Here is an 18,374-nt window from a genome sequence, read left to right as displayed (position 1 = left end):
CGCGCCCGACGGTGTATCCGGCGAAGGCCGGCCCCGGCTAGCCGGGGAACAACTGGGCGCGCAGTGCGCTGTTGACCCCGTCGGCGGCCACGATCAGGCCGGCCGATTCCGTCACGATGCCGTCGGGGTGCGCGCAGCACGACCGTGGCCTGCCCGGCTTCCGTGGTGATCTTCTCGGCGCGGCGGCCCACGCGCAGCGTGCCCGGTTCGAGCCCGGCCGACAGGATGCGATGCAGTTCGGCCCGGTGCAGGGCGTAGAACGGGGCGCCGTAGCGGCGTTCGATGCCTTCCGCCGGGATGTGCCCGACGCGAGCCCCCTTCACGCCCTTCCCGGTCTCGACGACGACGCCGTCCGGTTCGCCTACACCAGCATGCTGGGCCTGCTCAGCCTCCACCAGTCCGGCGCCTTCACCGCACTCGACTGGCCGCACCGCCTCAGCCCCCGCACCGGCCGGACCGTCACCGCCGACCGCGAGCGCCTCATCACCTTCATCACCGCCGGCATCCTCACCGCACTCACCGCGCAGGAGACCCCAGCAGGTCATGCTCTTAGCCCTTGAGCTAGTCAATGCGCATGACTACAGTTCTGGCCATGGATCACGCCGTGCTGTCCGAGCGCCTGTCCGCCCTGGTGGGCATCGAGTCCCCCTCCGGTCACGCGGAGGGACTGGAGGGCTGTTACGCCCTGATGCGCTCCTGGGGAGAGCCGCTGCTCGGCAGGCCGGCGGAGATCGTCACGGTGAACGGCACCCCGCACCTGCTGTGGCGCGCATCCGCGGAGGGCGGGGTGCTGCTGCTCGGCCACGCCGACACGGTGTGGCCGCTCGGCACCGTCGCCCGCCGCCCGTTCCGTGCCGAAGGCGGCCGCGCGTACGGTCCGGGGGTGTTCGACATGAAGGCCGGGCTCGTGACGGCGTTCGCCGCGCTCGCCGGGTGCCGCGATCCCGGCTCGGTGAGCATCCTGATCACCGGCGACGAGGAGATCGGCTCGCCGACCTCGCGGGCGCTGGTCGAGGAGATGGCCGGGGCCCGCGACGCCGTACTCGTGCTGGAACCCAGTCAGGCGGGGGCGCTCAAGACGGCGCGCAAGGGCGGGGCGTTCTACAGCGTGGAGATCACCGGCAGGGCGGCCCACGCGGGGCTGGAGCCGGAGCGCGGCGTCAACGCGCTGCTCGAACTCGCCGCGCAGGTGGTGGCCGTGTCGGAGCTGGCCGACCCCGAACGTGGCACGACGGTCACCCCGACGGTCGCGCGCGCGGGCACCGCCACGAACACCGTGCCCGCGCGGGCGCACCTGCGCGTGGACGTCCGCGCGTGGGAACCGGCGGAGCTGGCGCGCGTCGACGGGCGCCTGCGCGCGCTCGCCCCCACCCTCCCGGGAGCCGTGGTCCGGGTCGACGGCGAGATCAACCGTCCGCCGCTGGAGTCGGCGAGTTCCCGGGAACTGTTCGCGGCGGCCCGCAAGGCCGCGGCGCGCCTCGGGCTGCCCGATCCCGAAGAGGTCGCGGTCGGAGGAGCGTCCGACGCCAACTTCACCGGCGCGCTGGGCATCCCCACGCTCGACGGGCTCGGCCCGCAGGGGGACGGCGCCCACGCGGAGCACGAGTGGGTCGACCTGGCCTCACTCCCTGGCCGGGCCCGGCTCGTCACCGCTCTGATCGACGCGCTGACGCGCGCGTGAGCGTTCGGCGCGCACCTCGATCGCGTCGAGCATCATCTCCAGGCCGACGTCGAAGGCGGACGGGCCGCCGAGGCTCGGGAGCCGGTCGGCATGATGGGCGATGGCGGGGTACGCGTCGGCGTCCAGCTGCCGGTACTCCACCTGCCAGGCGAGCTCGTCCCTGCGCCGTACCTCCGGGTCGAGCGCGTGGACGGCCGCCTCCAGGCTCGCCACGGAACGTACGAAGCTGCCGAACGCGCGCTGCACGACCGCCACCTCCTCGTCGGCGACTCCGGCCCGCCGTACGGCGTCGAGGGTGAAGTCGACGCTGGAGAACTCCGTGGGCCGCCGCGTGGTGCGCATGACCATCTGCTGGGCGAACGGAGCGTAGCGGAGGTAGTGCTCGCGTACCCGCTGGGCGATGTCGCGCAGGTCGGCCCGCCAGTCGTCGGTAGGCGTGACGGTGCCGCCGTAGGAGCGGGCCCTGAGGCCGTCGACCAGTTCGAGGAGCAGTTCGTCCTTGTCCTTGAAATGGCGGTACAGCGAGGTCGGGTGGGCCTCGAGCTCGGTTCCGAGCTCCTGGAAGGTCAGCGCGTCCAGGCCGTCGCGCAGAGCGATCTTCTCGGCGGCCGCCAGGATCACCTCCCGGTTGAGGCTGTCACGCGCACGGCGTGGCCGCGCCTCCCCCTTGGCACCCGTCTCCTTCGACTGGCGTGTTGATGCCACCAAAGCCTCCCTCGTCGACCCACGCATTTTCGCACCACCTGATCGCAGTGACGGGCTAAAGCATAGTCAACGCGAATGACTATAAACATGCCCAATACCCTTGCCTAGCTTCTGACTTGCCCATACTCTCCCTCTCATCACCCCCCAGAAAGGTCAGAGCATGAGCACCAGGTTCAGACTCGGAGCAATGGGGCTCGCCGCCCTCGCCCTCCTCGCGGCCTCGTGCACGAGCGGAGGCACCGGCACGGCCCTGAAGCCCGACGCCCGCACCGCCACGGCCGCGCCGGTGCGTCAGGGGGGAAGCATCGTCATCGGCGCCGAGCAGGAACCGGACTGCACCGACTGGATCGCGAGCTGCGCCACCTCGATCTGGGGCACGTTCATCATGGACATCCCGACGATTCCCCGGGTGTTCGAGCCCAGGAAGGTCGACGGCACGTGGGGGCTCGCGGCCACGAACGTCATGGCGTCGGAACCCGAAGTCGCCGCCGGGCCGCCGCAGAAGGTCACCTACCGGATCAACCCGAAGGCCGTCTGGTCGGACGGCGAGCCGATCACGTCGGCGGACTTCGCCTACACGGCACTGGCGATCCGCGACGGCAAGGACGTCCTGAACCGGACCGGATACAGCCACCTCACCAAGATCGACACTCCCGATCCCCAGACGGCGGTCGTCACGTTCGACGCCCCTTACGCGAGCTGGAAGGGCCTGTTCAGCGACGGCAGCGGCCTGCTCCCCAGCCACCTGCTCAAGGGCAAGAACCGCAGCGCCCTGATGAAGGACGGCTACACCTGGAGCGGAGGCCCGTGGAAGATCGAGTCCTGGACGAAGGGCGTCTCGGTCGTCCTCGTGCCGAACCCCAACTACTGGGGCGACAAACCCAAGCTCGACAAGGTCACCTTCCAGTTCACGGCCGACACCGCCGCCGCGTTCCAGGCGTTCAAGACCGGCCAGCTCGACGCGCTCTACCCCACGCCCCAGCTCGATTCGATCGACCAGATCACGAGCGGGCTGCCCAACGCGAGCTCGATCGTCGACCCCGAGTCGGGCAACCTTGAGGCGATCTGGTTCAACAACGCCAGAGCGCCCTTCGACTCCGTGACGTTCCGCAAGGCCGTCTCGCACGCGATCGACCGCAAGGCCGTCGTCACCCGCCTGTACGGCGCGCTCGGCGTCAGCGAACCCGCCCAGAGCGCGCACACCCCGCTCGTCGGCCGCTACGGCGGAACCGACTTCGCCCAGTACACCCCCGACCTCGCCAAGGTCGACTCCCTGATGCGGGGCGACGGCTGGGCCAAGGGCTCCGACGGCATCTGGGCCAAGGCGGGAAACCGGGCGGCGTTCTCCGTCAGCACGATGACCGGCAACAAGCGCCGCGAGCTGACCGAGCAGATCTTGCAGGAGCAACTGCGCGCCGCCGGCTTCGAGGCGAAGATCGACAACACCTCGGCCACGGACCTGTTCGCGAGCAAGCTCCCCAAGGGCGACTTCCAGATGGGCCTGTGGACCCTCGTCGACACCTTCCCCCAGCCCTCGCTCGCCGCGTCCTTCTCATCGAGCGCGATCCCCACCGAAGGCAACGGCCGCTCCGGGCTCAACATGTCACGGATCGACCTGCCCGGCCTCGACAAGGTGCTCGACACTGCCGCGTCGTCTCTCGACGAGGCCGAGCGCGTCGAGATCTCCCGCCAGGCGGACAGGCTCCTCGCCGACTCGGCCGCCCTCCTGCCGCTCGACGTGATCCCCAACATCCTGCTGTGGAACAACAAGATCGGCGGCCCGCTGGCCATCGACCCCGCGCGCGGTCCGTTCTGGAACCTCGCCCAATGGGGCCTGGCGAGCTGAGACGCCGATGTTCGCCTACCTCGCACGGCGGCTGCTCTACTCGGTGCCCGTCGTCCTCATCGCCTCATTCCTGCTCTTCTGGGCGGTCAGGATCGCCTTCGACCCGCTGGCCAAACTGCGCGGCGGGCGTGACCCCGGCGCGCTCGCCCGCGCGGCCGAGCGCCTCGGCCTCGACCAGTCGATCCCCGTGCAGTACTGGCACTGGCTCACGCGGTTCGTCACCGGCGACTGGGGAGTCAGCTCGCGTACGGCGGGCCCGGTCCACGGCCTGATCCTGCCCGCACTCGGCACCACCCTGCAGCTGATCGTCTGGGGTGTCCTCGTCGCCGCGGTGATCGCGCTGGCCGTCGGCGTCTACTCGGCGGTGCGGCAGTACTCCGCCGGCGACCTGGCCTTCACCGGGCTGTCCTACCTCGGGGTCGCGATGCCGCCGTTCTGGCTCGGGCTGATCCTCATCCAGATCCTCGCGGCCTGGCCGCAGGAACTGCTCGGCCTGACCGATCCGCCGCTCTACTTCGTGGGCCTGCACTCCCCCGACGGCGGCGGCCCGCTCGACTACGCGCGCCATCTCGTCCTGCCCGTGCTGACGCTGACCGTGGGCCTGGTGGCGAGCTGGAGCAGGTTCACCCGGGCCACGATGCTCGACGCCCTCACCAGCGAGTACGTGCGGACCGCGCGGGCCAAGGGAGTGCCGAAACGCCGGATCGTCACGCGGCACGCCCTGCGCACCGCGCTCGGTCCCTTCGTCAGCGTCACCGCCGTGGACGCCGGCCTGTTGTTCGGCGGGCTCGTGGTCACCGAGCAGATCTTCGCCATCCAGGGCATGGGCCGGTTGTTCCTCGACTCCCTGCTCTCGGGCGACGTGTTCGTCCTCGTGCCGTGGACGCTCGTGGTCGCGGTGGTCGTGATCGTGTTCAACCTGCTGGCCGACCTCGCCTACGCCGTACTCGACCCGAGAGTGAGGCTCCGATGACAGCCGAACGCACCCCGTGGCAACTGGCCCGCCGGCGGTTCCTGCGCCACCGTCTGGCCGTCGCGGGGCTCGCGGTGCTCCTCCTCCTGCTGCTCGGCTGCTTCGGCGCGGACCTGATCGCCCCCTACGAACGCGGCGCCCAGAACCTGATGCTCGGGCCCGTGCCGCCGTCGGCGGCGCACTGGTTCGGCACCGACGAGCTGGGCCGCGACTACCTCACCGAGCTCCTGTACGCCGGGCGGATCTCGCTGGCGATCGGCCTGTGCGTCGCCGTGCTCGCCACCGTGGTCGGCACCGCGCTGGGCGCCGCGGCGGGCTTCTTCGGCGGCTGGGCGGACGAGATCATCATGCGGATCACGGACCTGTTCATCGTCCTGCCCGCGATCGTGGTCCTGGCGGTCGTGCTCCAGGGCGCCGGCCGTTCCCCCGTCGTGATCGTCCCTGTGCTGGCGGCGATCGGCTGGACCACCGTGGCCAGGATCGTCCGCGGCCAGGTGCTGTCGCTGCGGGAGAAGGAGTACATCGCCGCGGCCACCGTGCTGGGCGTGACCAGGTGGCACATCATCGTGCGACATATCCTGCCCAACCTCACGGGTGTCATCGCCGTCAGCACCTCCCTCGGCGCGGCGAGCGCGGTGATCGTCGAATCGACGCTCTCCTTCCTGGGGTACGGCGTGCAGCCTCCGGAGTCCAGCTGGGGCAACCTGTTGAGCCAGGCGTCCGGGCTGATCGGCACCGGCAAGGTCTACCTGCTGTACTTCCCCGGCCTGTTCATCCTCCTGACGGCGCTGGCCATCAACTTCCTCGGCGACGGCCTCAGAGACGCCTTCGACCCGAAGGGAGCACGCCCGTGACCGCCCTGCTGGAGGTCGACGACCTCACCGTCCGGCTCCCCACGGACGGCGGCACGGTCGCGGCCGTCACCGGGCTCTCGTTCTCCGTCGCGCCCGGCGAGACGCTCGCCATCGTCGGCGAGTCGGGCTCGGGCAAGAGCGTCACGTCGATGGCGGTGCTCGGGATCCTGCCCGGCCGCGCCCGGGTCACGGGGTCGATCCGGTTCCGCGGCGAGGAACTCCTGGGCCGCTCCGAGTCCGACCTGCGCACCCTGCGGGGCAGCCGCATCGCGATGATCTTCCAGGACGCGCTGACCGCGCTCACGCCGGTGCACACCGTCGGCGCGCAGATCGCCGAGGCCATCAGCGTGCACGACGCCTCGGTCACCCGCGCCGCGCTGCGCGAGCGGGTCGTCGAGCTTCTCGACCTGGTCGGCATCTCCTCGCCGGCCAGGCGCGCGAGCCAGTACCCGCACGAGCTGTCCGGCGGCATGCGCCAGCGCGTCATGATCGCGATGAGCATCGCCAACGAACCGGATCTGCTCATCGCCGACGAGCCCACGACCGCCCTCGACGTGACCGTGCAGGCGCAGATCCTCGACGTGATCAGACGGATCCAGCAGCGCACCGCGACCGCGCTCATGCTGATCACCCACGACCTGGGCGTGGTGGCCGGCGTCGCCGACCGGGTGCTGGTGATGTACGCGGGCGCCAAGGCCGAGGAGGCCGCCGTCGAACCGATCTTCTACACGCCCGCCCACCCCTACACCAGAGGGCTGCTGGCCTCGCTCCCCCGGCTCGACGCCCGGCACGGCGAGCGGCTCTACCAGATCCCCGGCCAGCCCTCGCGGGCGCCGGGCTGCCCGTTCCATCCGCGCTGCGAGCACGCCCGCGCCGGTCTGTGCGACACGACGGTCCCGCCGCCGGTCCGGATCGGCGACGGCCACACGGCGTCCTGCCTGCGCGCGGCGGAGCTGAAGGAGGTGCGGCCGCGATGACGGCGCTACAGGTCACAGACCTCGTCAAGACCTATCCCGTGCGCGCTGGGGCGTTCCGCCGCCGGTCCGGCACCGTGCAGGCCGTCTCCGGGGTGTCGCTGCGGATCGAGCGCGGCAAGACGCTCGGGCTCGTCGGGGAGAGCGGCTGCGGGAAGTCCACGCTGGCCGCGTGCCTGGTACGGCTCGTCGAACCGACCTCGGGCCAGGTGCTTCTCGACGGCACCGACTTCACGGCGCTGCCGTCCGACCGGTTGCGCCGGTCGCGGCGGCGCATCCAGATGGTCTTCCAGGATCCGTACGCCTCGCTCAACCCCCGCATGACCGTCCGCGCGATCCTCACCGAGGCGCTCGAGACCCACGGCCTCGGCACCGGGCGCGTCCCCGAACTGCTGGAGCTCGTCGGACTCGACCCCCTGCACGCCGGACGGTTCCCGCACGAGTTCTCCGGAGGGCAGCGCCAGCGCGTCGGCATCGCCCGCGCGCTCGCCGTCGAGCCCGACGTGATCGTGCTGGACGAGCCGGTCAGCGCGCTGGACGTCAGCATCCAGGCCGGCGTCATCAACCTCCTGGAGGACCTCCAGGACCGGCTCGGGCTGACCTACCTCCTCATCGCGCACGACCTGTCGGTGGTACGGCACGCCAGCGACGAGGTGGCCGTCATGTATCTCGGCCGGATCGTCGAGCAAGGACCGCCGGACGAGCTCTACCAGCGTCCCCGCCACCCCTACACCCAGGCACTGCTGTCGGCGGTGCCGATCCCCGACCCGCGGGCCGAGCGCGCCCGCCGCCGGATCATCCTGACCGGCGACGTCCCGAGCCCGACCGACCCCCCGTCGGGCTGCCGCTTCCGGACCCTCTGCCCGAAGGCGAGCCCGATCTGCGCCGCCGAGGTCCCCCCGCTCGTCACCGACGCGCGGGGCCACGGCGTCGCCTGTCACCACCCGGAGTTGATCCATGTCCTCTGACGCCTGGCGCGACCGCTTCGACACCCCGATCATCCAGGACATCCGTCCCTGTCCCGGCGACCTCAACCTCGAAATGATCTACGCGGCCGGCCTCAGCGACGCCGAGATCTCCCTGTGGAATCCGGCCACCGGCGAGACCCTGCGGGTGCCGAACCTGCCGCCGCACGTCGCGAACCCGCTGCCCGCCGCGGACGGGCGCTCCATCCTGGTGCTGCACGACGAGGACGGCGGCGAGGTCGGCCATCTGTGGTCCTGCCCGGTCGACGGCGAACCCGCGGACCTCACCCCCGAGCTGCCTCCTTACACGCTGCGCGGCATCGACGTCGCGCGCGACGGCTCGGCGGTCGTCATCGCGACGGTCACCGACGAGGGATTCACGCTCTACCACCTGACCGGGTCAGGCCCCCACCGGCTGTACCGCAGCAGGAACGAGGCCTGGAACAGCCTGGTCTCCGCCGATGGAACGCTGGCGAGCATCGACACCACGGACCACAACCCCGGCATCCGCCGCTTCGCCGTCACGGTGCTCGACGCCTCCGACGGCGCGGTGCTGGCGTCGGTCTCGGACGGGCCGCTCGCGCCCGTGCGCGGGGTCCGGTTCTCGCCGGTCGCCGGGGACCCCCGGATGCTGCTCAGCACCGAACGCACCGGGTACGCGCGTCCCGCCGTGTGGAACCCCCTCACCGGTGAGCGGACCGACGTCGAGGCGCCCGAGCTGGAGGGTGAGCTCGTCCCGCTCGACTGGTCCGACGACGGCGCCCGGCTGCTGCTCGTCCACGTCGACGGCGGCCTCCACCGCGTCTGCGAATACGACCTGCGGGCCGGTCGGCTGCTGCGCGTGTCCCATCCTGACGGCGCCTACTTCTTCCCCGAGGTGGCGTGCGCGGTGACCAACCAGTGGAACTCGCACTACGGGCCCCGTGGTCAGATCCGGCTGCTGCGCCAGCGCGCCGACCTGCCGTTCGAGATGCTCGCCCTGGAGCGCGGCCAGAGCGAGCCGCGCGGTGTCATGGCCCCGCGCGGGGTCGTACCGGGCATCCCGACGCGTTCGGTCACCGTCACCTCCAAGGACGGGACCGCGCTGCAGCTGTGGGTCGCGGTGCCGGAGGGCGCGAGCGGGCCGGTGCCGCTGGTCCTGCGGGTGCACGGCGGCCCGAACCTCGCCGACGTGGGCGGATACCACCCCGCCGCGCAGGCGTGGCTGGCCGAGGGCTTCGCCTACGCGTCGCTGAACTACCGGGGATCCGTCACCTTCGGCAGGGCGTTCCGCGAGGGGTTCTGGGGAGCCGTCGGCGACCGCGAGCTGGAGGACGTCGAGGCGGCCTGGCGGTGGCTGGTCGACGAGGGCGTCGCCGACCCTTCGGCCGTGTTCATCCGCGGCTCCTCCTACGGCGGGTTCCTGACGCTGCTCTCGCTCGGCCGGCTCCCCGGCCTGTTCGCGGGCGGGTTCGCGTTCATCGCGCTGGCCGACTGGAAGCTCGCCTACGAGGACATGCACCCCGCCCTTCAGGCGGCCTGGCGCGGGTTCCTGGGCGGGCGGCCCGAACTCGCGGAGGAACGCTTCCGGCTCAGCTCGCCCATGACCTACGTCGAGGACGTGCGGGCGCCGGTGCTGATCAACCAGGGGCGCCACGACACCCGCACCCCGGCCCGCCAGGCCGAGGAGTACGCGCGCCGGCTGCGCGCCGCCGGCGGTGACGTGCTGCTGCGCTTCTTCGAAGGCGGGCACGGACCCGTCGGCAACGACGGCGTGGTCGGCAAGATCGAGCTGGAGATGGAGCTGGCCCGCAAGGCCCTGCGCGGGGAACGCTGGTCCTGAGGGCCACTCCGGCCGGGGCCCTGTCTCAGGCCCCGGCCAGGAACGCCTCCAGCTCCGCGGTGACCAGGCCGGGAGCCTCCTCCGGGAGGTAGTGGTCGCTCGGCAGCGCCGTACCGCCGAGATGATCGGCGTACTCGCGCCAGACCTTCAGGACGTCGTAGGCGCGGCCGACGAAGCTGTGCTCGCCCCACAGCGCCAGCACCGGGCAGCGCACGCGGCGGCCCGCCGCGGCGTCGGCCTCGTCATGCTCCAGATCGACGCCCGCCGCCGCCCGGTAGTCGGCGCACGACGCGGCGATCGCGGCGGGGTCGGAGAAGCAGCGCACATACTCCCGGACCGCGGCCTCGTCGTAGGCGGCTCCGCCGGAGTGCCGTGCCGTCATCCGGCTACGGATCCAGAACTCGGGGTCGTTGCCGATCAGCCGCTCGGGGATGCCGTTCCCGGCGGCGAGGAAGAACCAGTGGTAGTAGCCGAGGCCGAAGGCGGCGTCGGCGTGCGCGAACGTGTGCCGGGTCGGCACGACGTCCAGGACGGCGAGCGCGTCGACGGCGCCGGGGTGGTCGAGGGCCATCCGGTGGCCCACCCGCGCCCCCCGGTCATGGCCCACCACGGAGAAGCGCTCGAACCCCAGCTCCCGCATCACGCCGAGCTGGTCACCGGCCATCGCCCGCTTGGAGTAGACGTCGTCGGTGACCGGCTCCGGCTTGGCGCTGTCGCCGTACCCACGCAGGTCGGTCAGCACGACCGTGTGCCGGGACGCCAGCGCCGGGGCCACGTCGTGCCAGATGAGGTGCGTCTGCGGGTAGCCGTGCAGGAGCAGCACGGGCGGCCCGTCACCCCCGACGACCGTGTGGATGGCGACGCCGTCCACGTCGATGGTGCGTGATGAGAACGTGCTGGGCAGCGGGACGCTCATGCTTTCCTTCACCGGGCTTCGACAGTGGATGGTACCGATTCGAGCAGGCCCGTCGGGCCGGCGTCCAAGAGCCCCTGCCTATCTGACCGATCGCCACCGCCTATCCATCGAGTGCCGTGGCGCGCTGGTCGAAGAACAGGCGGGCGACCAGGTCACCCCTGGACCCGGTGCCCGACTGGGCGAGATGGTCCTGAACGGCGTACGTCGTCAGGTGAAGCCGGTTGGCGATCTGCCCTCACCTACGGAGGCGGCCACTACGACATCGCGCAGTGGCCGATCATCGCCGGCGCGGGCAAGGGGCTCAACCTCGGCGGCGGCTCCACCACGATGGCCTGCGGCGACAGCGACGGCGGTCCGGTCCTGACGAACGTCCCCTTCGGCAGCGAAGCGGCGCCCGGCGCCTCGTCGGAAACTACTTCGGCCGACGTAGAGCACGTTCATCCGTGCGCGACCGGGCTACCCGCTCAGGACACCGCCACCTGGCCGAGATGTGCCCGCACGGCGGCCCGGTCGACGCCCAGGTGGTTCAGGAGCTGCGCCACCGGGTCCGGCTCGCGCTGGGCGAGCAACGCCAGGAGCAGCTGGACGGGCGCCTGGGCGTTCCTGTTCTTGCGCGTCGTTGCCTTGATCGCGTGATTGACGGCGGCTCGGGCGCCGGTGGCGAGCGCGGAGACGGGCACCGGAGGGTGCCGGCGTGGTCCGGTCCGCGGCGCCTGGCCGACGTCCAGGCCGATCGCGCGCAGGGCCGCCGTGTCCAGGTCGGCGAGCGCGGCCCGCGCGGTGGCCACATCCACGCCGAGCGCGCGGCTCGTGGCGGAGCCGGGGTCGCCGAGCAGGCCGAGCAGGAGGTGCTCGGTGCCGATGCGACGGTCGCCGCGCTGCCCGGCTTCCCGCGCGGCGGCCTTGACGGCTGCCGCGAAGGGACTCTTCTCGCTTGCGAACATCGCGGTGTCTCACTTCCCGTATCTGGCGTGCACGGATTGCCGGGACATGCCGAGCGCGTCGCCGATCTGCTCCCAGGTCCATCCCTGCTCGCGGGCGAGCTCCACCGAGACGGCCTCGACCTGTTCGGCCAGCCGGTGCAGCGCTCCCACCGCGCGCAGCCCGACGGCGGGGTCGTTCGACCTGATGTGCTCAGACAGTTCTTGCATATCCACGCTGTCAGGCTAGATTGACAGCTCATATTTGTCAATCTAGCCTGACAGTCATGGACGATGTTGTGATCATCGGTGCGGGGCCTGTCGGGCTCATGCTGGCCTGCGAGCTGAGCCTGACCGGCGCCCGCCCCGTCGTGCTGGACAAGCGAGCAGAACCGGGCCAGACGCCCAAGGCCAACGGACTGGGCGGGCAGATCATCGACCTCCTGGAGCACCGCGGCCTCCTGGAACGCCTCAGCGCCGACAGCCCCTTCTGCGGGATCCCCCCGGGCTTCCCCTTCGGATCGGTCCCGCTGCGCTTCTCCGCGGTCGGCGACATCCCGCTGCGCATGCTGATGATCGCGCAGCCCCGCCTGGAGCGGCTGCTGCGCGAGCGGGCGGCCGAGCTGGGCGTGTCGATCCGCTGGGGGCACGAGCTGGCCTCGCTCACGCAGGACGAGTCCGGCGTGAGCGCTCAAGGCGCCGGATTCAGCCTGCGCGCCCACTACGCCGTGGGCTGCGACGGGGGCGGCAGCCGGGTCCGCGAACGGATGGGAATCGGCTTCCCCGGCACCACTGACGAGGAGGAACTGTGGATCGGCCACTTCACCGCCGACGCCGAGACCGGTGTGTTCGACCACCCCCGGCTGGCCGGACTGGAACCGGGGTGGAACCGCACCCCGGCCGGGCGCATCCTGGCCGCCTCGCTCCAGCCCGGCGTCCACATCGTCGGCGTGCGGGAGAAACACCGGCACCCGGCCGGACCGGTCACCATCGCCGGCTTCCGGGCGGCCGTCCACCGCGTGCTCGGCGATGACCTGCCGCTGGGCGAGCCGATCTGGCTGTCACGCACGAGCGCCCAGGCCCGGCTGGCCGACCACTACCGAACCGGACGGGTGTTCCTCGCCGGTGACGCCGCCCATCTGTTCCCGGCGGGCGGCTCGGCGCTCAACGTCGGCATGATGGACGCGGTCAACCTTGGCTGGAAACTGTCCGCCACGCTCGTCGGCCGAGGACCGGAGCACCTGCTCGGCACCTATGAGTCCGAGCGCCGTCCCGCCGCCGAACGCGCCCTGCTGCAGACCCGCGCCCAGGCGGCCCTCGATCGCCTGGGGCAGGAGGAAGGCGAGGCCCTGCGGACACTGCTCACCGAGGTCTTCGCCTACGAGCAGCCCCTGCGCCACATGGCGGCGCTGCTGCACGGCTCCGACCTCCCGTACGGCACCGCCGCCCATCCGCTGGCCGGCCGTCTGCTCCCCGGCCTGCGCCTGACCACCGACGCCGGCGAGCGGCGACTGGCCGCGTCCATGCGGCGGGGCCGCCCCGTCCTGCTGGATCTCGGCTGTGAGGCCAGGCTCGGCGACGACGCCCACAGCTGGATCGACGTGGTGCGAGCGCGCTGCGACGACGCTCCCGCCGACGCCCTCCTGGTCCGCCCGGACGGGATCGTGGCCTGGGCCGGCAGCGATGGGCTGGCGACGGCCGCGGAGGAATGGTTCGCACCCCGCGCCCACCCCTGAAGGCCACGGGCGTGTTCGCTCATGAGGCGGTGCTCGAACTCGGCGACGGCGTGGAAGACGTGGCGGGCAGGGTGAGGGTCAGGACGGCCCCGCCCCGCGCGTGGTTGGCCGCGGTGAGTGTGCCGCCGTGCAGGCGCGCGTTCTCCGCGGCGATGGCCAGGCCCAGGCCGCTGCCCTCGGTCCGGGCGCGGGCGGCGTCGCCCTTGGTGAACCGGTCGAAGACGTGCGGCAGCAGGTCGGCGGGAATGCCGGGCCCGTCGTCGGAGACGGTGACGACGAGCCGGTCGGTCTCAGCCCGTACCCGCACGAGCACCGGCACCGCCGCGCCGCCGTGCCGCAGCGCGTTGCCGACGAGGTTGGCCAGGATGACGTCCACGCGGCGCGGGTCGAGGCGGGCGCGCAGCCCGGCCGGGATCTCGGTGCGGACCCGCTCCTGCCAGTGCCGCAGCGCGAGCGTGTTGGTGATGAGCTCGCCCAGGTCGACCTCGTCGAGGTGGAGTACGGCGGCGCCGGCGTCGAACCGTGACACCTCGATCAGGTCCTCGACCAGGCGGGTGAGCCGGCGGGTCTCGTCGGAGACCAGGTGCAGCGCCTCGGCGGTGAGCGGCGTGAGCCTGCCGCCGGCGGCGCCGGCGTCGAGCACTTCGGTCACCGCGCTCATGGCCGCGAGCGGGGTGCGCAGCTCGTGGGAGACGTCGGCGGCGAACCTGCGTGCCCGCGCCTCCATGGCGCGCAGCGTGTCGGCGTCGGCCTGGAGGGTGGCGGCCATCGTGTTGAAGGTCCGGCCGAGGTCGGCGAGCTCGTCCTCGCCGGCGACGTTCACCCGGGTGTCGAGCCGGCCGCCGGCCATCTGCACGGCGGCCGCGCGCAGCCGCCGCACCGGCCGCAGCAGCCGGCGCGCCGCCAGCAGCGCGACCGCGATGGAGGCCACGGCGACGGGCAGCGCGGCGGCGCGCGCGGCGGCGGCCAGCGTGTCCACGTCCTGCTGCTGGGAGGTCAGCGGGAAGGACGCGTAGACGACGAGCGGCGCGGGACCGTCCGGGCGCGCGGCGGCGGTGACGGGCAGGGCCACGGCCAGCCAGGGCGACCGGACGTGGTGGAAGCGCTGGGCCAGCGCCGTGGTCGCCGTGGCCGCCCGGGCGCGCAGCGGCGCGGGCAGCGGCGGCGGCGGCTCCCCGGCGGTGACGAGCGGGCCGCCGCGATAGGACAGGGCGGTGCGCCAGCCGCGTGTGCCCATCGCGCGGTCCAGTTGCAGGGCGAGGGCACGCAGGTCCGCCTCGGCGGGGTCGGCGGGCAGGTCGGGCGTGCGGGAGGCGAGGTGGGCGCGCAGCTCCTGCAGGGCGTCGGCCTGGGCGCGTTCCACGATCGCGGTGCGGCCCTGGTGAAAGGTGACCGCGGCGGCGACCACCGCGCTGAGCGCGGAGACCAGGAAGAACGCCATGACCAGCTGGGCTCGCAGGCCGCGGGCGAGCGACAGCCGGATCACAGCGGGCCGAACCGGTATCCGAAGCCGCGTACCGTCTGGATGTAGCGGGGATTGCGGGAGTCGTCCTCGATCTTGGCTCGCAGCCGCATGACGCACGCGTCGACCAGCCGGTAGTCGCCGTGGAAGGTGTGCTCCCACACCTGTTCCAGGAGTTGCTGGCGGCTGAAGGTCTGTTCGGGCGCGGCAGACAGGAACAGCAGCAGCTTCATCTCCGTGGGCGCCAGCTCGAGCGGTGCGCCCTTCTTGAGCACGCGCAGCGCGACCCGGTCGATGAGCAGGTCGCCCTGGGTGGTGCGCGCCTGGTTGCCGGAGGCCGGCGGTGCGGTACGGCGTAGCACCGCGCGCATGCGGGCCTCGATGACCTCGCCGCTGGCGGGTTTGATCACGTAGTCGTCGGCGCCCGCCTCCAGGCCCACGACGATGTCCACGTCGTCGTCGCGCGCCGACAGGATCACGATGGGCACCTGGCTGAAGGCGCGGATGCGGCGGCAGGTCTCCAGGCCGCTCATGCCGGGCAGCATCAGGTCGAGCAGGACGATGTCGGGGGCGCCGGCGACGAGTTCGGCCAGCCCGTCCTCACCGTTCGTCACCGCCACGGGTTCGTGGCCGTGATGGCGAAGGCCGAGGCTCACGCCCCGGCGTACGGCCGGGTCGTCCTCGATCAGCAGGACCCGGGTCATGAGAAGCCTCCCCGCCCGACGGGATCGGCCGTCCCGTTCTCGTCACACCTGACCCGCCAGGTGCCGTTCCCCATGCCGGGCTCCAGCACCTCGATGACGGGATCGCCACCGGCGTCCGAGGCGGCGGCGGCCGTGCACACCAGCTGACTCACCGCCACGCTCTTCATGTCGCGCACCAGCCACGGCAGGCGCACTTCCACTCCGCCCTCCGTGGTGCGGGCCTGGATCGGCCGCGCCGCCCACGGCAGGTGCGTGACCACCCCCCGGGCGCGCTCGTCCGCCGTGGGACCTTCCCACAGCGCCTTCATGGCCTGCGGCAACCGGTCGCCGGCCTGGGCCGGGCGGGACACCGGCCACGTGCCCTGCGGCGTGACGAAGTACACCCGCAGGAGGCGGCCGCCGCTCGCGGTCAGGCTGCCTCGGACCAGCTGACCGGCGGGATGGGCGTCGGTGTCGGTGATCCCGCAGCCCGCCAGCGTCGCCGCGGCGGCCATGACGGCCACCGTGCGGCACAGCACCCCCGGCATCTGTCGTCTCCTGTTCTCCAGCATGATCGGTGCGCTCACGACTGGTCGAGCCTGCTCAGGTCCACCGTCCCGGCGCCCGGCACCGGTCGCGGGATCGCCGTCCACAGCCCCACCGCGGTCACCGCCGTGACGGCCAGCACCGCCCATCCGCGCCGCCCGGTGGCCCATCCGGCGCGCAGCCGTACCGGATCCTCGACCGCGGTCTTCGAGACTACCGCAGCCAGCAGAGACAGCCCGATCGCGGCGATCGTCCAGGCCCAGTTCCAGGCCCAGTTCCAGGCCCAGCCGCCGGGTCCGGGCGTCGGCCGCGGTAGCAGCAGGTAGATCGGCCAGTGCCACAGGTACAGGCTGTAGGACAGCTCGCCCAGCCGGCGCGGCGCGGCACTGCCGATCACCCGGCCCACCCGCCCGTCCGGCAGGTGGGACAGGAGCGCGATCAGCACGGCGCCGCCCAGGGAGTGGGCGAACATCCCTCCCTGGAACAGGCCGGGCGCCTTCTCCCCCGCGGTCACCACCCATGAGGCGCCCAGCCCGCACAGCAGCAGAACGCAGATGACGTCCGTGACGGTGCGCGGCAGGCGGGCCACGACGTCCCGCGCGGGCGCGGTGGCGGCGGCGGCGCCGAGCAGCAGCGAGAACGCCCGGGTGTCGCTGCCTTCGTAGGCGCGGGTGGTGTCCACCGCGGCCCCGAGCCTGATCATGAGCAGGAGTGAGACGAGCGCGCCGGCGACCGCGACGAGCGCGACCCGCCGGTGCCCGCCCGGCCCCCGCCCGGCCACGGCGACGATCAGGGGCCACACCAGGTAGAACTGCCACTCGACGCCGATGCTCCACAAATGGGCGAACAGGCGGGTGCCGGAGGCGTCCCAGTAGCCGATCTGCTCGCCGATGTAATGCCAGTTGACGCTCTGGGCGGCCACCCACGGCGCGTCCTGCAGCGCGGACCTCAGCATGTCCGGTCTGGCGAACGCCCAGGCCAGCAGCAGTGTCGCCACCACCATCAGGGTCAGCGCGGGTAGCAGGCGGCGGGCCCGGCGCGCCCAGAAGGCCGGCAGATCGAGACGGCCGTGCCGGCCGAGCTCGTCCAGCAGCAGGCCGGTGATCAGAAAGCCGGACAGGACGAAGAACAGGTCGACGCCCAGGAACCCGCCGCCCAGGTGCCCGGCGTGAAACAGCAGGACCGCGGCGACGGCGAGCCCGCGTATCCCGTCGAGCGCGCCGATGTGCGCGCGGCGGGAGATCGCGGTCATCAGCCGCAGCCGAGTTTGACGAACCGCTCGTCGCCGGTCCATGACCCGGTGGCCCAGGCGGCGGGGGCGGCCGGGGTGAAGCCCGCCAGCTCGCCGAGCCGCTTGGTGAACCAGGTGGCGAAGGCCGCCGACCCCTGCTGGCAGGAGTGGATGCCGTCCTTGGCGCGCTGGGCCCTGCCGGCCGCGTAGTCGCTGCCCCACAGCTCGGTGGCGTCCAGATAGCGAGCGTCGGCGCCGCCCTCGGCGGCCTCGGCGGCCATCGCGGGCGCCCTCTTGATCGCGGCCTCGTGCGGCTTGAAGAACTCGTCGATCTTGAACGGCGGCGCGGACACCAGCACGAGCCGGGCACCGGCGTCCTTGGCCGTCCGGGCGAGCTTCTGGTAGGCCGACAGTTGCTGGCGGGCGGTGCCCCAGTCGTAGCCGGTGAGCTGGTAGGCGATCACCGTCGGGCGGAAGGAGGAGAGGTCCTCCTTCAGCGCCTTCCAGGTGTCGGCGGCTATCTTGCTCGTCACCGGGTGGCCGCCGGCGACCAGGGTGCCGCCGCCGGCGGAGCTGGCGTTCTTGAACGCCGCCCCGCCGGCCTTCAGGGCCGCTTCCAGGGCCGGGGCCTGCGCGCCGGCGATGGAGTCGCCCATCCACAGCACGCGGACATCGGTCGCGGTCTGCCGCTTGTCCTTGGCCGTCCCGCCGGCCACTGCTGGTCCACCGCCTGCCGACGTGCCGCAACCCGAGAGCATGACCACCGATGCCACGGCCACGGCCGCTGCGGCACGGCGGCCGGCCGACCTCTGGGCAGACCGGACGTTCAGGGAGAGATTCATCGATCGCATGGCCGTCAGGCAATCAGGCGAACCCGGAGTTCACCGGCGTTGTCATCGTTTCATCACACAATGAGGGACTTGCCGTCACAGAGGCGGGCGCGGCGCGCCGGGCCGATACACGGGCTCCGGCAAGCCTTCCAAATCAGCAGAAACCAGGTTAAAACAATCACCCCGATAAAGATTATTGACGCCTTTCGGCGAAGAGCTCCAGCGGGGTT

At 72.2% G+C, this 18,374-nt stretch carries 18 protein-coding genes; 9 read left to right on the top strand and 9 right to left on the bottom strand.

Annotation, left to right across the window (positions count from 1 at the left end):
• Positions 1–71 precede the first annotated feature (71 nt).
• Both ACIBHY_RS10640 and ACIBHY_RS10635 read left to right on the top strand, forming a co-directional pair.
• Positions 72–560, top strand: coding sequence for a hypothetical protein (locus ACIBHY_RS10640; protein ID WP_397306547.1), 489 nt, complete (start codon positions 72–74; stop codon positions 558–560).
• Between the two features lie 14 nt (positions 561–574).
• Positions 575–1,681 (top strand): M20 family metallopeptidase, encoded by a 1,107-nt coding sequence (locus ACIBHY_RS10635; RefSeq protein ID WP_397306546.1) that lies wholly within the window; start codon positions 575–577, stop codon positions 1,679–1,681.
• On the opposite strand, the gene ACIBHY_RS10630 is transcribed toward ACIBHY_RS10635, so the two are convergent.
• On the bottom strand, positions 1,622–2,386 hold the full coding sequence (locus ACIBHY_RS10630) for a TetR/AcrR family transcriptional regulator (RefSeq protein ID WP_397306545.1): 765 nt from the start codon (positions 2,384–2,386) through the stop codon (positions 1,622–1,624). The genes ACIBHY_RS10635 and ACIBHY_RS10630 overlap by 60 nt on opposite strands.
• Before the next feature lie 160 nt (positions 2,387–2,546).
• Here ACIBHY_RS10630 and ACIBHY_RS10625 point away from each other — a divergent pair, with 160 nt between their 5' ends.
• The 6 genes from ACIBHY_RS10625 to ACIBHY_RS10600 are packed head-to-tail and all read left to right on the top strand — an operon-like array spanning position 2,547 to position 9,820.
• Positions 2,547–4,232 carry an ABC transporter substrate-binding protein gene (locus ACIBHY_RS10625; protein WP_397306544.1) on the top strand — a complete coding sequence of 562 codons (1,686 nt, stop codon included), beginning with the start codon at positions 2,547–2,549 and terminating at the stop codon, positions 4,230–4,232.
• A gap of 7 nt (positions 4,233–4,239) precedes the next feature.
• Positions 4,240–5,205, top strand: a complete 966-nt coding sequence (locus tag ACIBHY_RS10620; RefSeq protein ID WP_397249222.1) for an ABC transporter permease — start codon at positions 4,240–4,242, stop codon at positions 5,203–5,205.
• Positions 5,202–6,059: an ABC transporter permease gene (locus ACIBHY_RS10615; RefSeq protein WP_397306543.1), complete on the top strand. Its 858-nt coding sequence runs from the start codon at positions 5,202–5,204 to the stop codon at positions 6,057–6,059. The genes ACIBHY_RS10620 and ACIBHY_RS10615 overlap by 4 nt, the downstream gene beginning before the upstream one ends.
• A complete protein-coding gene (locus ACIBHY_RS10610) occupies positions 6,056–7,036 on the top strand; it encodes an ABC transporter ATP-binding protein (RefSeq protein ID WP_397306542.1) in 981 nt (326 codons plus the stop codon). The genes ACIBHY_RS10615 and ACIBHY_RS10610 overlap by 4 nt, the downstream gene beginning before the upstream one ends.
• Positions 7,033–8,001: an ABC transporter ATP-binding protein gene (locus ACIBHY_RS10605; protein WP_397249228.1), complete on the top strand. Its 969-nt coding sequence runs from the start codon at positions 7,033–7,035 to the stop codon at positions 7,999–8,001. The genes ACIBHY_RS10610 and ACIBHY_RS10605 overlap by 4 nt, the downstream gene beginning before the upstream one ends.
• Complete coding sequence (locus ACIBHY_RS10600) at positions 7,991–9,820, top strand: S9 family peptidase (RefSeq protein ID WP_397306541.1); 1,830 nt, start codon at positions 7,991–7,993, stop codon at positions 9,818–9,820. The genes ACIBHY_RS10605 and ACIBHY_RS10600 overlap by 11 nt, the downstream gene beginning before the upstream one ends.
• Before the next feature lie 25 nt (positions 9,821–9,845).
• Here ACIBHY_RS10600 and ACIBHY_RS10595 read toward each other — a convergent pair whose 3' ends face one another.
• The 3 genes from ACIBHY_RS10595 to ACIBHY_RS10585 all read right to left on the bottom strand — a co-directional run bounded on the left by ACIBHY_RS10595 (position 9,846) and on the right by ACIBHY_RS10585 (position 11,887).
• A complete protein-coding gene (locus ACIBHY_RS10595; protein WP_397306540.1) occupies positions 9,846–10,736 on the bottom strand; it encodes an alpha/beta fold hydrolase in 891 nt (296 codons plus the stop codon).
• 464 nt (positions 10,737–11,200) lie between these two features.
• Positions 11,201–11,680, bottom strand: coding sequence for a Clp protease N-terminal domain-containing protein (locus tag ACIBHY_RS10590; RefSeq protein WP_397306539.1), 480 nt, complete (start codon positions 11,678–11,680; stop codon positions 11,201–11,203).
• 9 nt (positions 11,681–11,689) lie between these two features.
• Positions 11,690–11,887 (bottom strand): hypothetical protein, encoded by a 198-nt coding sequence (locus tag ACIBHY_RS10585; RefSeq protein ID WP_397250304.1) that lies wholly within the window; start codon positions 11,885–11,887, stop codon positions 11,690–11,692.
• A gap of 56 nt (positions 11,888–11,943) precedes the next feature.
• Here ACIBHY_RS10585 and ACIBHY_RS10580 point away from each other — a divergent pair, with 56 nt between their 5' ends.
• A complete protein-coding gene (locus ACIBHY_RS10580; RefSeq protein ID WP_397306538.1) occupies positions 11,944–13,392 on the top strand; it encodes an FAD-dependent oxidoreductase in 1,449 nt (482 codons plus the stop codon).
• A gap of 19 nt (positions 13,393–13,411) precedes the next feature.
• Here the strand turns inward: ACIBHY_RS10580 and ACIBHY_RS10575 are convergent, their stop codons facing one another.
• From ACIBHY_RS10575 to ACIBHY_RS10555, 5 genes are read right to left on the bottom strand one after another with little or no spacing between them, the layout of a single operon-like run.
• Positions 13,412–14,878, bottom strand: a complete 1,467-nt coding sequence (locus tag ACIBHY_RS10575; protein ID WP_397306537.1) for a sensor histidine kinase — start codon at positions 14,876–14,878, stop codon at positions 13,412–13,414.
• Entirely contained in the window at positions 14,875–15,558 is a 684-nt protein-coding gene (locus ACIBHY_RS10570; protein ID WP_397249240.1) for a winged helix-turn-helix domain-containing protein, read from the bottom strand. The genes ACIBHY_RS10575 and ACIBHY_RS10570 overlap by 4 nt, the downstream gene beginning before the upstream one ends.
• Positions 15,555–16,124 (bottom strand): hypothetical protein, encoded by a 570-nt coding sequence (locus tag ACIBHY_RS10565; RefSeq protein ID WP_397306536.1) that lies wholly within the window; start codon positions 16,122–16,124, stop codon positions 15,555–15,557. The genes ACIBHY_RS10570 and ACIBHY_RS10565 overlap by 4 nt, the downstream gene beginning before the upstream one ends.
• Positions 16,121–17,335 (bottom strand): acyltransferase family protein, encoded by a 1,215-nt coding sequence (locus ACIBHY_RS10560; protein WP_397306535.1) that lies wholly within the window; start codon positions 17,333–17,335, stop codon positions 16,121–16,123. Before ACIBHY_RS10560 ends, ACIBHY_RS10565 begins: the two co-directional genes overlap by 4 nt.
• Positions 17,335–18,030: an SGNH hydrolase domain-containing protein gene (locus tag ACIBHY_RS10555; protein WP_397306534.1), complete on the bottom strand. Its 696-nt coding sequence runs from the start codon at positions 18,028–18,030 to the stop codon at positions 17,335–17,337. Before ACIBHY_RS10555 ends, ACIBHY_RS10560 begins: the two co-directional genes overlap by 1 nt.
• Between the last annotated feature and the right edge of the window lie 344 nt (positions 18,031–18,374).

The organism is Nonomuraea sp. NPDC050547 (assembly GCF_044457345.1).
Lineage (GTDB): Bacteria > Actinomycetota > Actinomycetes > Streptosporangiales > Streptosporangiaceae > Nonomuraea.
The sequence above is the reverse complement of the archived record's forward strand: the minus strand, read 5'-3'. Positions and strand labels throughout refer to the sequence as shown.

Excerpts from the sequence above, each read along its gene's own strand:
- ACIBHY_RS10615 (WP_397306543.1), top strand. The coding sequence starts at position 5,202 with ATGACAGCCGAACGCACCCCGTGGCAACTGGCCCGCCGGCGGTTCCTG.
- ACIBHY_RS10605 (WP_397249228.1), top strand. The coding sequence starts at position 7,033 with ATGACGGCGCTACAGGTCACAGACCTCGTCAAGACCTATCCCGTGCGC.
- ACIBHY_RS10570 (WP_397249240.1), bottom strand. The coding sequence starts at position 15,558 with ATGACCCGGGTCCTGCTGATCGAGGACGACCCGGCCGTACGCCGGGGC.
- ACIBHY_RS10625 (WP_397306544.1), top strand. The coding sequence starts at position 2,547 with ATGAGCACCAGGTTCAGACTCGGAGCAATGGGGCTCGCCGCCCTCGCC.
- ACIBHY_RS10580 (WP_397306538.1), top strand. The coding sequence starts at position 11,944 with ATGGACGATGTTGTGATCATCGGTGCGGGGCCTGTCGGGCTCATGCTG.
- ACIBHY_RS10585 (WP_397250304.1), bottom strand. The coding sequence starts at position 11,887 with ATGCAAGAACTGTCTGAGCACATCAGGTCGAACGACCCCGCCGTCGGG.
- ACIBHY_RS10590 (WP_397306539.1), bottom strand. The coding sequence starts at position 11,680 with ATGTTCGCAAGCGAGAAGAGTCCCTTCGCGGCAGCCGTCAAGGCCGCC.
- ACIBHY_RS10560 (WP_397306535.1), bottom strand. The coding sequence starts at position 17,335 with ATGACCGCGATCTCCCGCCGCGCGCACATCGGCGCGCTCGACGGGATA.
- ACIBHY_RS10620 (WP_397249222.1), top strand. The coding sequence starts at position 4,240 with ATGTTCGCCTACCTCGCACGGCGGCTGCTCTACTCGGTGCCCGTCGTC.
- ACIBHY_RS10635 (WP_397306546.1), top strand. The coding sequence starts at position 575 with ATGACTACAGTTCTGGCCATGGATCACGCCGTGCTGTCCGAGCGCCTG.
- ACIBHY_RS10595 (WP_397306540.1), bottom strand. The coding sequence starts at position 10,736 with ATGAGCGTCCCGCTGCCCAGCACGTTCTCATCACGCACCATCGACGTG.
- ACIBHY_RS10600 (WP_397306541.1), top strand. The coding sequence starts at position 7,991 with ATGTCCTCTGACGCCTGGCGCGACCGCTTCGACACCCCGATCATCCAG.